Source organism: Streptomyces sp. SM18, from assembly GCF_002910775.2.
Taxonomy (GTDB): Bacteria; Actinomycetota; Actinomycetes; order Streptomycetales; family Streptomycetaceae; genus Streptomyces; species Streptomyces halstedii.
In genome coordinates, this window is record NZ_CP029342.1 from 6,563,551 (window position 1) to 6,578,022 (window position 14,472).

Genomic DNA, 14,472 nt, shown 5'->3' on the forward strand with positions numbered 1-14,472 from the left:
CGGGGCCCCGCTCAGGGGGCCGGGCCGAAGCGCGGGTGGGCGGCCAGCCAGCCCGCGTAGCTGTCGCTGCGCCGCACGGCCTCCGCGTACGCCGAGCGGGTGTGTCCGGCCACGGCTCCGGCGGCGGCGTCGGCCGCGGGGGAGCGCGGATGCCGGCCCAGCAGGTGACGCCATGTCAGGGGTGAGCCCGTGAGCGGGCGGGTCACCAGGCCGGGCGTCGGCGGGAAGGTGGCGCGGCACAACCCGACGGCCCGTCCCACCTGCACCAGGTGTACGACGGACACCGTGTCCGTCTCGTACACCGACGCCGGGGTGAAGCCGGCCCGCGCGCAGGCGGTCGTGAAGCAGTCCGCGAAGCAGCCGTCGCCGGGCACGTCAGCCCAGCACTCGTCCGCCAGCGCGGCGAGTTCGAGTTCGGCGAGCCCGGCGAGCGGATGGCCCTCGGGGAGCATCACGAACACCGGGTCGACCCCGATGACCTGCCAGTCCAGCCGGTCGGCCAGGGGCGGCGGGCTCTCGCCGCACGCGCCGATCAGCGCGAAGTCCAGCCGTCCGTCGACCAGCATCGACGCGATCTCGGCCACCGACCACGAGGTGTAGGTGGTCACCGGGGCCGTCGGATGCGCGGCGGCCAGCCGGTCGACGAGGCCGCCGAGCAGCGGGCCGTGCGTGCCCCCCAGCCGGAACCGCTCCACGGACGCCGAGGCGTTGGCGAACCGCACCGCGTCCTCCTGGAGTTCGCTCACGGCCGGCAGGACCACCCGGGCCCGCTCCAGCACCAGTTCGCCCAGCGGGGTGGGGCGTGCCCCCGTGTGGTCCCGGTCGAAGAGCGACCCGCCGAGCGCCTTCTCGATCCTGCGCAACTGGGCGCTGAGCGCGGGCTGCGCGAGCCCGAGGGCTGCGGCGGCCTTGGTGAGACTGCCGGTGTCGGCAATGGCCCTTACCGTGCGCAGATGTCGCAACTCCAGCTCCATGACCGCACGTTATGGCCGCGGACACCTGGCGGCAATACGAAAAGCGCCCGTCGGGTGGCAGGATCCGGACGTCCGCCGTACCACCGCCGGGGCGCCGGAGCACGACGCGGAAGCTGCCGATGGCGCACCTCACCGGACGCCGGGCCGGGGCACGCGCGGCCCCGGCCCGGTGCCGTCGTCGGCCCGGCCCGGCCCGGCCCTGCCCCGCTCGGCATTGGCCGCCGGGCCGAGCGCGTTCCCCGTCCGGCTCAGCCGTCCCAGACGCCCCTCCCTGCGGCCTCCCGCGCGAAGGCGCCGAAGCCCCCCGGCTCCCGTCCCAGGGCCCGCCGCACCCCGTCCGCCGTCGCCGAGTTGTGTCCGTCGAGCAGCGTCGCGAACAGGTCGGCCAGGAACGCCGCTTCCCCGGCCGGGACCCCGTGGCCCTCCAGGGCCGCCGCGTACTGCGGGCCGGTCACCGGCACGTACCGGACCGCGCGCCCCGTCGCCCCGGTCAGCTCCGCCGCGACCTCCTCGAAGGTCAGCGAGACGGGGCCCGTCAGTTCGTGGACCACCCCCGTGGCGATCGTCCCGGCGAGAGCGGCCACGGCCACGTCCGCCAGGTCGTCCGCGTCCACGAACGGCTCGGCGGCCGTACCGGCGGGGAAGACCAGCTCGCCCGCCCGTACCGCGTCGAACAGCGCGCCCTCGCTGAAGTTCTGCGCGAAGAAAGCCGACCGCAGGACGGTCAGCTCCGCACCCGCCGCCTCCTTCCGCAGCGCCTCCTCCGCGACCACGGCCTGTGGCTCACCGCGACCGGAGAGCAGCACGAGCCGCCGGACCCCGCTCTCGGCCGCGATCCTCCCGAAGGACGCCATCGCCTCCGGCGCACCGGGCGCCGCCAGATCCGGGTGGTACGCGATGTACGCCGCGTCCGCGCCCCGCAGGGCCGGGGCCCAGCCCGACTCGTCCTGCCAGTCGAAGGGGACGTCCCCACCACGTGAGCCGGACCGCACCGTGGTCCCCAGCGCGGTGAGCCGCTCCACCACACGGCGGCCCGTCTTGCCGGTGCCGCTCGTCACCAGCACCGTGTCCCGCTCGCCTTGTCGTCGTCCTCGGTATGTCGTCATGGTCCAAGGCTCGCCGGTACACCCGGCCGAGGACATCCTTCAGGGACTCACTTCCCTACGCGTGCGTCCAACCGGCCTTCCGGGGGCGCCCGGTGGGCCGGGCCGCTTCTAGGGCGTGTTTCGAAAGTCCCGCCTGCCCGGCGACGCCTGGCACGCACGCTCGCCGCGTTGTCGGGATCACCCCGATACATCCAGTATCGGGGCGACCCTCCGCCTTGCGATCGCACGCACCAGACGCCGCCGGCCCCGCCCTCCGGGCGGACGGCGCTACGTTCGAAACACCCCCTAGGGTGGGCGGCATGGACGTACTCGCCGGGTTGCTGGACGGCCCACGGGCCAGGGGCGCCTTCCTGCTGCGGATGGTGATGGAGCCGCCCTGGTCGGTGCGGGTCGAGGACCGTGCGCCGCTCTGCCTGATGTCCGTCACCCGGGGCGAGGCCTGGATCGTCCCGGAGGGCGGAACGGAACCCGTCCGGTTGCGCCCGGGGAACATCGCCGTCGCGCGCGGCCCCGCTCCCTACACCGTTGCCCACACCCCGGACGCGGCCCCGCGCGCCCGCATCGGGCCGGGCGGCACCTGCACCACCCTGCACGGTCAACCGCTCGCCGAGTCACTGCGGTTGGGTGTACGGACCTGGGGCAACGCCCCGGACGGCGCGACCGCCGTCCTCGTCGGGACGTACCTCCTCGACGGCGAGATCAGCCGCCGTCTGCTGGACGCCCTGCCCTCACTGCTCACCCTGCGCGCCGACGACCGCGGCGGCCCGTTGCTGAGTCTGCTCGACGCCGAGATCGCCCGGGACGAACCGGCCCAGAGCGTCGTCCTGGACCGCCTTCTGGACCTGCTGCTGATCGCGGTGCTCCGGGCCTGGTTCGCCCGGCCCGGAGCGCGGGCGCCCGCCTGGTACCGGGCGATGGGTGACCCCGTCGTCGGACGGGCGCTGAGGCTGCTGCAGAACGCCCCGGCCCACTCCTGGACGGTCGCCTCGCTGGCCGCTCGGGCCGGGGTCTCCAGGGCAGGGCTGGCCCGGCGGTTCACCGAACTCGTCGGGGAGCCGCCGATGGCGTACCTCACCGGCTGGCGGCTCGCCCTGGCCGCCGATCTGCTCCGGGAGGGCGACGACACCGTCGAGTCCGTCGCACGCGCGGTGGGCTACGGCGGCTCGTTCGCCTTCAGCGCCGCGTTCAAACGGGTCCGTGGGCAGAGCCCGCAGGAGTACCGCAACGGGAACCGGGCCCGCTGAACCCGCCGCACGGCGCCCCCGCGAGGAGCGAGGGCGCCGTCACCGTACGGGTGTCAGGCGCCGGCGTTGAATCCGGCCGGGTCGGGGCCGGTACGCCTGCCCTCGTCGAGCGCGGCGAAGGCGGCCAGGTCGTCGTCGTCCAGCTCGAAGCCGAACACGTCGATGTTCTCGGCGATGCGCGACGGGGTCACGGACTTCGGGATCACCACGTTCCCCGTCTGGAGGTGCCAGCGGATCACGACCTGCGCCGGGGTCCGGCCGTGCTTGCGCGCGACGGCGACCACGGTGGGCACCTCCAGCAGGCCCTTGCCCGAACCGAGCGGTGACCAGGCCTCGGTGGCGATGCCGTGTCCGGCGTGGAAGGCGCGGGACTCCGCCTGCTGGAGCTGCGGGTGCAGCTCGATCTGGTTGATCACCGGCACGACGGACGTCTCGCCCATCAGGCGCTCCAGGTGGGCCGGGTAGAAGTTGGAGACGCCGATGGCCTTCGCGCGTCCGTCGGCGAGGATCCGCTCGAAGGCCTTGTACGTCTCGACATAGGCGTCCTTGGCCGGGACCGGCCAATGGATCAGGTAGAGATCGACGTAGTCCATGCCCAGCTTGTCCAGCGAGGCGTCGAACGCGCGCAGGGTGGAGTCGTATCCCTGGTCGCTGTTCCACAGCTTGGTGGTGACGAACAGCTCCGCGCGCGGCACACCGGAGGCGGCGACGGCCTTGCCGGTGCCTGTCTCGTTCCCGTAGATCGCGGCGGTGTCGATGCTCCGGTACCCGGACTCGATGGCGTGGGCCACGGCCACGGCGGCCTCGTCGTCCGGCACCTGCCAGACACCGAATCCGAGCTGCGGCATCACGAGGCCGTTGTTCAGGGTGATGGAGGGGACCTGGCTCACGAGCGGTCGATCCTTACGTCGTCGGTCGGGGTTCTCCCAGACCAACGAACGGCGAGGCCGGAGCATTCCCCGTACGCGGACCGGGAGCGTTCCCGTCCGCCGGCTTCCGGTGGACGCGAATGAGCGCCATACCTGACTGTGTGTCAATTACCGTGCGTACGGGCCCGGTCGGCGCGTACTTCAGCGGTACAGGGCCTCCACCTCGGTCGCGTACGCCGCCTCGATCGCCTTCCGCTTCGGCTTGAGGGAGGGCGTGAGCAGGCCGTGCTCCTCACTGAACGGATGCGCCAGGATCCGGAACGTACGGATGGACTCCGCCTGCGAGACCGCCGTGTTCGCGGCCACCACGGCCCGGCGTACCTCCCGCTCCAGGTCCGGGTCGCGCACCAGCTCGGCCGGCCGCATCGGGGCCCGGCCCCGCATGGCGAGCCAGTGCTCCACCGCTTCCCGGTCGATGGTCACCAGCGCCGCGATGTAGGGGCGGTCGTTCCCGACGGCGACGCACTGCGCCACCAGCGGGTGGGCCCGCACCCGTTCCTCCAGGCCGCCGGGCGACACGCTCTTGCCGCCGGACGTCACCAGGATCTCCTTCTTGCGCCCGGTGAGGGTGAGGTACCCGTCCTCGTCGAGCGCGCCCAGGTCACCGGTGGCCAGCCAGCCGTCGCGGAGCACGGCGTCGGTCGCCTCCGGATCACCCAGATACCGGGAGAACACATGGGCGCCGCGCACCCACACCTCGCCGTCCCGCGCGATGCGCACGGTCGAGCCGGGGATGGGCCGGCCCACCGTGCCGTAGCGGACGCGTCCGGGCGGGTTGGCGGTCGCCGCGGCGGTGGTCTCGGTCAGGCCGTACCCCTCGTAGACCGTGACCCCGGCCCCGGCGAAGAACAGCCCGAGGCGCCGAGCCATGCCGGAGCCGCCCGACATGGCGTGCCGCACCCGGCCGCCCATCGCCTCACGGATCTTGCGGTAGACCACCTGGTCGAAGAACTGGTGCCGCATCCGCAGCCCGGCGGAGGGACCGGGGCCCGTACCGAAGGCCCGTGCCTCCAGTGCCTCCGCGTACGTCACCGCGACGTCGACCGCCCTGTCGAACGGCCCGACGCGGCCCTCCGCCTCCGCCTTGCGCCGCGCCGCGTCGAAGACCTTCTCGAAGATGTGCGGCACCGCCAGGACGAAGGTGGGCCGGAACGACACCAGGTCCGGCATCAGGGCCTTCGCCGACAGCTCCGGCTGGTGGCCGAGCTTCACCCGGCCGCGCAGCGCCGCGATCTCCACCATGCGGCCGAAGACGTGGGAGAGCGGCAGGAAGAGCAGGGTGGCGGCCTCGTCCCCCGGCCGGGAGCGGAACACCGGGTGCCAGCGGGCCACCATGGTGTCGGCCTCGAACATGAAGTTGGCGTGGGTGATCACGCAGCCCTTGGGGCGGCCCGTGGTGCCCGAGGTGTAGATCACGGTCGCCACCGAGTCGGGTGTCACCGCGCGCCGGTGCCGGTGCACCACCTCGTCGTCGATCCGGGCACCCGCCTCGACCAGTTCCCCCATCGCCCCGGCGTCCAGCTGCCACAGCCGCTTCAGGTCCGGCAGCCGGTCGATCACCGAACCGACCGTCATCGCGTGGTCCTCGTGCTCCACCATCACGGCCACCACCTCGGCGTCGTACAGCATCCACAGCACCTGCTCGGCCGAGGACGTGGGGTAGACGGGGACGGACTGGGCGCCCACGGCCCACAGCGCCAGGTCGAAGAGCGTCCACTCGTAGCGCGTACGGGACATCAGGGCGACCCGGTCGCCGAAGCGGACCCCGTGGGCGATCAGCCCCTTGGCGAGGGCGAGCACCTCGTCGCGGAAGGCGGCGGCGGTGACGTCGTGCCACCGGCCGTCCGCCCCCTTGCGGCCGAGGGCGATCCGCCCGGGGTCCTCCTGGGCGAAGTCGAAGACGGTGTCGGCGAGACCGCCGGCATGAGGGGCGGCGGCGGCCATGGGTGGGACGGTGAACTCGCGCAATGACCTGCTCCTTGTGGCGCTCCGCACGGCGCCGCGACGCTACCCCACCCATCCCGGCCACAGGAGGGCCCGAACTCTGCGGAAAAGGTGGGATCTGCACGGGCCGGTTGGCTAAAACAGGCCAGATGGGCAAGGCTCGGGCGCACTTCCGACCGCCGGGTAAGCAGGCCGCGCCGGAATCTGCACCGAATCTGTACGCGGCGCATACGCGGGATGTCGCCCGTGCGGTGTTCCCGGCCCCGGGCCGTGCGGTCTTCCCGGCCCGCGACCGTGCGGTGTCGGTGTTCCCAGCTCCCGGACCGCGTGGCCCGGCCGCCGCCGGTGCCGCCCCCTTTCCCGCCGGCGGACCGTGACGAGGATCGCAGTGGGGGCCGGGTTCCGCGCGGGCGATCACGGGAAGCAGGATGGACGGGCACGACCGCGCACCGGACGCGGGCCGCGCCCCGGGCGGGGGACCCCCGTGTCCTCGGACCGGGACCGCGTCCCGGAGCACGGCCGCGCGCCCGTACCGCCGCCGTCCCCCGAGAGCACGGAGCACATGAGCCGCCCCACCCTGAAGGTGCCGTCCTGGCTGCCGATCGACGCGTACATCCTGGCGATCATCGGTACGGTGGTGCTCGCGGTCCTGCTGCCCGTCTCGGGCACCGGCGCCGAGGTGGCCGGCGGGGCCTCGACCGGGGCGGTCGCCCTGCTCTTCTTCCTGTACGGGGCGCGCCTCTCCACCCGCGAGACGCTCGACGGACTGAAGCACTGGCGCCTCCACCTCACCGTCCTGGCCTGCACCTTCGCGGTGTTCCCGCTGCTCGGGCTGGCGAGCCGGGGCCTCGTCCCCTATCTGCTGACCCCACAGCTCCAGGAGGGCTTCCTCTTCCTGTGCCTGGTGCCCTCCACCATCCAGTCCTCGATCGCCTTCACCTCGATCGCCCGGGGCAACGTCCCCGCCGCGATCTGCGCGGGATCCTTCTCCAGCCTCGCCGGGATCCTGCTGACCCCGCTGCTCGCGGCCCTGCTGCTCGGCGGCGGCGCGGGAGGGTTCTCGGCCCACTCCCTGGTGCAGATCGTCCTCCAGCTGCTGGTGCCGTTCCTCGCCGGGCAACTGCTGCGCCGCCGGCTCGGCGGCTTCCTCGGCCGCCACCGCACCCTGCTGGGCTATGTCGACCGGGGCTCGATCCTGCTCGTCGTGTACACGGCGTTCAGTGAGGGCATGGTCGCCGGTGTCTGGCACCAGGTCACTCCGCTCCGGCTCGGCGGGCTCCTCGTCGCCGAGGCGGTGCTGCTGGCCCTGATGCTCCTGGTGAGCTGGTACGGGCCCAAGCGGATGGGCTTCGGACGGGCGGACCGGACGGCCATCCAGTTCGCCGGGTCCAAGAAGAGCCTGGCCGCCGGGCTGCCCATGGCGAGTGTCCTCTTCGGCGCGCACGCGAGCCTCGCCGTACTCCCGTTGATGCTCTTCCACCAGATGCAGCTGATGGTCTGCGCGGTCATCGCCAAGCAGCGCTCCCGGGAGCCCCTGCCGGAGGAACAGGGGAGCGGGGCGGCGGAGGAGGTGTCCCGCGGGCGGGACCGTGCGGCGGAGCCCGCCGGGCGTACGGCCGACGCGCCCGCCGGTCCCTCCGCCGACGCGCCCGCCGATCTGCCCGCCGAGGGCCGCTGAGAGGCCGCCTCAGCCCGTGCCGGCGGGTGCGTCCAGGGCGATGCGGTGATCGCCCGCGTAGACGTTCATCGACGCGCCCCGCAGGAAGCCCACCAGCGTCAGCCCGCTCTCCGCCGCGAGGTCCACGGCCAGTGACGACGGGGCCGACACCGCGGCGAGCATCGGGATCCCGGCCATCACCGCCTTCTGGACCAGTTCGAACGAGGCGCGCCCCGAGACCAGCAGGACCGTCCGGCTCAACGGCAGCCGCCCGTCCGTCAGCGCGCGGCCCACGAGCTTGTCCACCGCGTTGTGGCGGCCCACGTCCTCCCGGACGTCCAGGAGTTCGCCCTCCGGCGAGAACAGGGCCGCCGCGTGCAGCCCCCCGGTCCGGTCGAACACCCGCTGCGCCTCGCGGAGCCGGTCGGGCAGGACGGACAGCAGCTCGGGCGTCACCCGGACCGGGGGAGTGTCCGCGACGGGATGCCGGGTCGTGGTGCGTACGGCGTCGAGACTGGCCTTGCCGCACAGGCCGCAGGACGACGTGGTGTAGACGTTGCGCTCCAGCGTGATGTCCGGGACCACGACACCCGGCGCGAGCTTCACGTCCACCACGTTGTAGGTGTTCACCCCGTCGGCCGTGGCCCCGGCGCAGTACACGATCGACCGCACCTCGGAGCCCTCGCCGATCACACCCTCGCTGACCAGGAAGCCCGCCGCGAGGGCGAAGTCGTCCCCCGGGGTGCGCATCGTGATGGCGAGCGGCTTGCCGTTCAGCCGGATCTCCAGGGGCTCCTCGGCGACGAGGGTGTCCGGGCGCGCGCTGACCGCCCCGTCCCGGATGCGTATGGTGCGGCGGCGCTCCGTGGCCCGTCCCATGGCCTATCAACCCGATTCTGTACGTGACCTGGGCCCGAACGGCCCTTCGTACAGAGAGTGCCACGGGTCGGACCGGGGCGGTGTCCGGAGCCGGGGCGGTGCGGTGTTCGGGGGAATGTCCGTCTCGCTGTTCGGGACGCTCCAACCCGTGGACGATATTCCTGTCGGGTTACGTGCCTCTGTACCGATCGGTAGCAACCAAGACTGGTGAGTTCCTGCCATACGTAGCGAGGGGAACCCGTACATGACCGGCTCACGTGTCGTGGCGCTCGGCCACTACCAGCCCGCCAAGGTGCTCACCAACCAGGACCTGGCGGGCATGGTGGACACCAGTGACGAGTGGATCACCAGCCGCGTCGGCATCAGGACGCGGCACGTGGGCGGACCGGACGAACCCGTGGACGAGATGGCCGCGCACGCGGCGGCCAAGGCGCTGGCCGCGGCCGGTATGCAGGCGTCCGACATCGATCTGGTCCTCGTCGCCACCTCCACCGCCGAGCACCGCTCGCCCAGCATGTCGGCCAGGGTCGCCGCCCGGCTCGGCATGCGGTCGCCCGCCGTCATGGACATCAACGTCGTCTGCTCCGGGTTCACCCACGCCCTCGCCACGGCCGACCACACGATCCGCGCCGGTGCCGCCACCCGCGCCCTGGTCATCGGCGCCGACAAGATGGGCGACATCGTCGACTGGACCGACCGCTCCACCTGCGTCCTGATGGGCGACGGCGCGGGCGCCGCCGTCGTCACCGCCGACACGGGTGCGGGCGACCGCCCCGGGATCGGCCCGGTCCTGTGGGGTTCGGTGCCGGAGATGAGCAACGCCGTACGCATCGAGGGCACGCCCCCGCGGTTCGCCCAGGAGGGGCAGGCCGTCTACCGCTGGGCCACCACCCAGCTGCCGCCGATCGCCCGTACGGTCTGCGAGCGGGCCGGGATCGTCCCCGAGGACCTCGCCGCCGTGGTGCTGCACCAGGCCAACCTGCGGATCATCGAACCGGTCGCCAGGAAGATCGGCGCCGTCAACGCGGTGATCGCCAAGGACGTGATCGACTCCGGCAACACCTCGGCCGCGTCGATCCCGATGGCGCTGTCCAAGCTGGTGGAACGGGGCGAGGTCGTCAGCGGCGCCCCCGTCCTCCTCTTCGGCTTCGGCGGGAACCTCTCGTACGCCGGCCAGGTGATCAGCTGTCCCTGAGCGGCGTCCCCGACGAGGGCGGCGGCCAGGCTTTGTCCTGAGTGTGGAGAAAGTTGGGGTCGATTCCTGCTCAACTTCTTCCCACTCAGGTGAACCGCTGCTACGTTCCCCATCGAAAGCCCGACGGACTGGCCGTGTGGCGGGGAGGGACGCGTGAGACGTATGACGGCACGACCCGCGAACACGCACCAGGCGCGACTGCTCCGACTGCTGCGCGACGGCGGCCCCAACTCCCGTGCGCAGCTGGGCGACCGGATCGATCTCTCCCGCTCCAAACTCGCCGTCGAGGTGGACCGGCTGCTGGAGACCGGGCTCGTGGTGGCCGACGGGCTCGCCGCGTCCCGTGGGGGCCGCCGCTCCCACAACATCCGGCTCGCCCCGCAACTGCGTTTCCTCGGCGTCGACATCGGGGCCACCTCTGTCGATGTCGCCGTCACCAACGCCGAACTGGAGGTGCTGGGCCACCTCAACCACCCCATGGACGTACGCGAGGGGCCGGTCGCGGTCTTCGAGCAGGTACTCGTGATGGCGGCCAAACTGCGCGCCTCGGGACTCGCCGAGGGGTTCGACGGCGCGGGCATCGGCGTACCGGGACCGGTGCGCTTTCCCGAGGGCGTACCGGTCGCGCCGCCGATCATGCCCGGCTGGGACGGCTTCCCGGTCCGCGAGGCGCTCAGCCAGGAGCTGGGCTGCCCCGTCATGGTCGACAACGACGTGAACCTCATGGCCATGGGGGAGCAGCACGCGGGCGTCGCCCGGACCGCGGGCGACTTCCTCTGCGTCAAGATCGGCACGGGCATCGGCTGCGGCATCGTCGTCGGCGGTGAGGTCTACCGCGGTACGACGGGCAGCGCCGGCGACATCGGGCACATCCAGGTGGAACCGGACGGGCGGGCCTGCGCCTGCGGCAACCGGGGCTGTCTGGAGGCCCACTTCAGCGGCGCGGCCCTGGCCCGCGACGCCGAGGACGCGGCCCGTGCCGGGCAGTCGGCGGAGCTCGCCGCCCGGCTGGAGGCGGCCGGAAAGCTCACGGCCGTCGACGTGGCCGCCGCCGCGGCGGCCGGGGACCCGACCGCGCTCGACCTGATCCGCGAGGGCGGCAACCGGGTCGGCCAGGTCATCGCGGGACTCGTCAGCTTCTTCAACCCGGGCCTCGTCGTGATCGGCGGCGGGGTCACCGGACTCGGCCACAACCTGCTGGCCAGCGTCCGCACCCAGGTCTACCGGCAGTCGTTGCCGCTGGCCACGGGCAACCTCCCCATCGTCCTGGGGGAGCTGGGACCGGCCGCCGGGGTGACCGGCGCGGCCCGGCTCATCAGTGACCACCTGTTCTCGCCGGCCTGATCTCCGGGCCGGTGCTCGCCCCGGCGAGCGCGCTCCTCCGCCGTCTCACCAACGGCTGCTCCGCACAGGGTCGTTCTGTACGCGGTGTTCCGTACGCGGTCGTTCCACGTACGGCCGCTCCGCGTACGGCACGACCCACGCACGGCACCACCGCACCACCCGTTCAGCACCACCAGTACGGCTCAGCACCACCAGCACCACTAGTACGGCTCAGCACCACCGGCACCACTGGCACCGCACGACACCATCAGCACCGCACGGCACCACGGCACCACGGCACCACCGGAACCGCCCGGAGCACCGCTCCGATCCCGTAGCACCGCTCAGTTCCCGTACCACCGCACCGTGTCCGTAGCAGCGCTCTGAATCCAGAGCACTGCTCCGCAAGCGATCACCGCACCGTGTCCGTAGCACCGCCCCGAACCCGGAGCACTGCTCCGCAACGGCATCACCGCACCGCGCCCCACCCGCACCGCGCCCCACCCGCACCCCGTCCACCAGCCGTCCCGCAGCAGTGCGGCACCGCCGGCACTGCGCCCTGCCCGCTCACCGGTCTTCCCCGAACCCTCGGCCTCGCCCGAGTGGGGGAGCCCCGTCCGCCGAGGGGAACCGTCATGGCGTCAGAACCACCACCCCTGCTCACGATGTCCGGCATCACCAAGTCCTTCCCCGGTGTACGGGCCCTCGACGGCGTGGATCTCCAGGTCCAGGCAGGCGAGGTGCACTGCCTCCTCGGTCAGAACGGCGCCGGCAAGTCCACCCTCATCAAGGTGCTCGCCGGTGCCCACCAGCCCGACGGCGGGTCCATCACCTGGCAGGGCCAGACCGTCCAGCTCTCCTCCCCGATCACCGCGATGCGCCTGGGCATCGCGACCATCTACCAGGAACTCGACCTGGTGGAGGGCCTGTCGGTCGCCGAGAACGTCTTCCTCGGCCACGAACCCACCAGCGGCGGCTTCGTCGTCCGCACCCGTGAGGGCAGGGCCGCGGCCGCCGCGCTCCTGGAACGGCTGGGCCATCCCGAGATCGACCCGGCCCGCGAGGTCGGTGACCTCTCGGCCGCCCACCAGCAGATCGTCTCCATGGCACGCGCGCTCTCCCACGACGTACGCCTCATCGTGATGGACGAACCGTCGGCCGCGCTCGACCCCGACGAGGTGGACAACCTCTTCCGTATCGTCGACGGCCTCACCTCGGACGGCGTGGCCGTCGTCTACATCTCGCACCGGCTGGAGGAGATCCGCCGCATCGGGGACCGGGTGACCGTGCTCAAGGACGGCCGGGCCGTCGCGGTCGGGCTGCCCGCCGCGGCGACCCCCACCCGCGACATCGTTGCCATGATGACCGGCCGCGACGTCGAGTACGTCTTCCCTCCCCGGCCCGCCGCCGACGCCCCGCCGAACACCGCCGAACCCGTACTCACCGTCGAAGGGCTGTGCCGCGAGGGCGAGTTCGACGCCGTGGACCTGGAGCTGCGGCCCGGCGAGATCGTCGGGCTCGCCGGGCTCGTCGGTTCCGGGCGCTCGGAGATCCTGGAGACGGTCTACGGCGCCCGCAGACCCACCGCCGGGCGGGTCAGGGTGGCAGGCACCCCGCTGCGCCCCGGCAGCGTCCGGGCCGCCGTCGCCGCCGGAATCGGGCTGGCACCCGAGGAACGCAAGGCCCAGGCACTCCTGTTGACCGAATCGGTCACCCGTAACGTCTCGCTCTCCACACTCTCCCGGTTCGCCCGGGGCGGCTGGCTGGACCGGGGCGCCGAGCGCGCCGCCGCCCAGAGGGCCACCCGTGAGCTGTCCCTGCGCCCCGACAACCCGGACGCCGCCGTCCGCACCCTGTCCGGCGGTAACCAGCAGAAGGCGGTCCTGGCCCGCTGGCTGCTGCGCGGTTGCCGGGTCCTGCTGCTCGACGAACCGACCCGCGGGGTGGACGTCGGCGCCCGCGCCGAGCTCTACGCCGTGATCCGCCGGCTGGCCGACGAAGGCCTCGCCGTCCTGCTCGTCTCCAGCGAAGTGCCCGAAGTGCTGGGCCTCGCCGACCGGGTGCTGGTGCTCCGCGAAGGCCGCGTCGTCCACGAGGCCGCCGCCCAGGAGCTCGACGAGCACCGCGTACTCGACCTCGTCATGGAAGGGAGCCCGACGTCATGACACAGCCCGCGCCGTCGGCGCAGCACCAGGGGCCAGGCAAGGGGCGCACCGCCGCCCCCGCCTCCCCGCCCTCGAAACAGGGACCGGGAGCGCGTGCCCTCGGCTTCCGCGCCGACGTACGCAACCTGTCTCTGCTCGGCGTCCTCGTCGTGCTGGTGGCGGTCGGCGGCATCACCGAACCGGACGCCTTCCTGGACACCGGCAACCTCCAGCTGATCCTGACGCAGGCCTCCGTCATCGGGGTCGTCACCGTCGGCGTCACGTTCGTCATCATCGGCGGCGGCATCGACCTGTCCGTCGGGGCGATGGTCGCGCTCGCCTCCGTCTGGGCGACGACCCTGGCCACCCAGGAGTACGGCTTCGCTGGGATCCTCTTCACGGCGATGATCGTCGGACTGGCCGCCGGGCTGGTCAACGGGGTCCTCATCGCGTACGGGGGCCTGGTCCCCTTCATCGCCACCCTGGCCATGCTCGCCTCGGCCCGCGGGCTGGCGTTGCAGATCACCGACGGCAAGACGCAGATCGTCACCGTCCGCTCGGTCCTGGACCTGGGGCTGCCCGACAGCTACGTCCTGGGCATCCCGCCGCTGGTCCTGGTCTTCGCCGCGGTGACCGTGGCCGGCTGGTTCCTCCTGAACCGGACGACCTTCGGGCGCCGTACGGTCGCGGTCGGCGGGAACGCGGAGGCGGCCCGGCTCGCCGGTATCGACGTACGCCGCCAACGCCTCTACCTCTACCTGCTCTCCGGCCTGTGCTGCGGCATCGCCGCCTTCATGCTCATCGTCCTGTCCGGGTCCGGCCAGAACACCAACGGCAACCTGTACGAACTCGACGCCATCGCCGCCGCGATCATCGGCGGAACGCTGCTGAGCGGCGGGCGGGGCACGATCGTCGGGTCCGTCCTCGGTGTCCTCGTCTTCACCACGATCACCAACATCTTCGCGCTCAACAACCTCCAGAGCGACGTCCAGCAGATCGCCAAGGGCGCGATCATCGTCGCCGCCGTCCTGGTCCAGCGCCGCACGCTCCGCGGCGGCGACACCTGAGCCCCGCTCC

11 protein-coding genes are annotated in these 14,472 nt (G+C 72.7%); 6 read left to right on the forward strand and 5 right to left on the reverse strand.

Annotated features, from left to right (window positions below; translation table 11 throughout):
* Positions 1 to 11: 11 nt before the first annotated feature.
* Both B9S64_RS29165 and B9S64_RS29170 read right to left on the reverse strand, forming a co-directional pair.
* Entirely contained in the window at positions 12 to 974 is a 963-nt protein-coding gene (locus tag B9S64_RS29165; RefSeq protein ID WP_109492166.1) for a LysR family transcriptional regulator, read from the reverse strand.
* 248 nt (positions 975 to 1,222) lie between these two features.
* Positions 1,223 to 2,080 carry an NmrA family transcriptional regulator gene (locus B9S64_RS29170; RefSeq protein ID WP_103490492.1) on the reverse strand — a complete coding sequence of 286 codons (858 nt, stop codon included), beginning with the start codon at positions 2,078 to 2,080 and terminating at the stop codon, positions 1,223 to 1,225.
* A 299-nt stretch (positions 2,081 to 2,379) separates the two neighbouring features.
* On the opposite strand from B9S64_RS29170, the gene B9S64_RS29180 reads away from it, so the two are divergent.
* Positions 2,380 to 3,324, forward strand: coding sequence for an AraC family transcriptional regulator (locus tag B9S64_RS29180; RefSeq protein ID WP_103490490.1), 945 nt, complete (start codon positions 2,380 to 2,382; stop codon positions 3,322 to 3,324).
* Between the two features lie 53 nt (positions 3,325 to 3,377).
* Here B9S64_RS29180 and B9S64_RS29185 read toward each other — a convergent pair whose 3' ends face one another.
* The gene (locus B9S64_RS29185; RefSeq protein ID WP_103490489.1) at positions 3,378 to 4,214 is read right to left on the reverse strand and encodes an aldo/keto reductase; all 837 of its coding nucleotides are present in this window, start codon (positions 4,212 to 4,214) and stop codon (positions 3,378 to 3,380) included.
* Positions 4,215 to 4,394: 180 nt separating this feature from the next.
* On the reverse strand, positions 4,395 to 6,197 hold the full coding sequence (locus tag B9S64_RS29190) for a long-chain fatty acid--CoA ligase (RefSeq protein WP_103490488.1): 1,803 nt from the start codon (positions 6,195 to 6,197) through the stop codon (positions 4,395 to 4,397).
* 562 nt (positions 6,198 to 6,759) lie between these two features.
* On the opposite strand from B9S64_RS29190, the gene B9S64_RS29195 reads away from it, so the two are divergent.
* Positions 6,760 to 7,875, forward strand: a complete 1,116-nt coding sequence (locus tag B9S64_RS29195; RefSeq protein WP_228871052.1) for a bile acid:sodium symporter family protein — start codon at positions 6,760 to 6,762, stop codon at positions 7,873 to 7,875.
* Between the two features lie 9 nt (positions 7,876 to 7,884).
* On the opposite strand, the gene fdhD is transcribed toward B9S64_RS29195, so the two are convergent.
* A complete protein-coding gene (fdhD, locus tag B9S64_RS29200) occupies positions 7,885 to 8,733 on the reverse strand; it encodes a formate dehydrogenase accessory sulfurtransferase FdhD (RefSeq protein ID WP_103490487.1) in 849 nt (282 codons plus the stop codon).
* Positions 8,734 to 8,977: 244 nt separating this feature from the next.
* On the opposite strand from fdhD, the gene B9S64_RS29205 reads away from it, so the two are divergent.
* The 4 genes from B9S64_RS29205 to B9S64_RS29220 all read left to right on the forward strand — a co-directional run bounded on the left by B9S64_RS29205 (position 8,978) and on the right by B9S64_RS29220 (position 14,462).
* Entirely contained in the window at positions 8,978 to 9,928 is a 951-nt protein-coding gene (locus B9S64_RS29205) for a beta-ketoacyl-ACP synthase III (protein WP_103490486.1), read from the forward strand.
* A 162-nt stretch (positions 9,929 to 10,090) separates the two neighbouring features.
* A complete protein-coding gene (locus B9S64_RS29210) occupies positions 10,091 to 11,272 on the forward strand; it encodes an ROK family transcriptional regulator (RefSeq protein ID WP_028442434.1) in 1,182 nt (393 codons plus the stop codon).
* Positions 11,273 to 11,886: 614 nt separating this feature from the next.
* Positions 11,887 to 13,416: a sugar ABC transporter ATP-binding protein gene (locus B9S64_RS29215; RefSeq protein WP_103490485.1), complete on the forward strand. Its 1,530-nt coding sequence runs from the start codon at positions 11,887 to 11,889 to the stop codon at positions 13,414 to 13,416.
* Positions 13,413 to 14,462 (forward strand): ABC transporter permease, encoded by a 1,050-nt coding sequence (locus tag B9S64_RS29220; RefSeq protein WP_103490484.1) that lies wholly within the window; start codon positions 13,413 to 13,415, stop codon positions 14,460 to 14,462. The genes B9S64_RS29215 and B9S64_RS29220 overlap by 4 nt, the downstream gene beginning before the upstream one ends.
* The last annotated feature ends 10 nt before the right edge of the window (positions 14,463 to 14,472 follow it).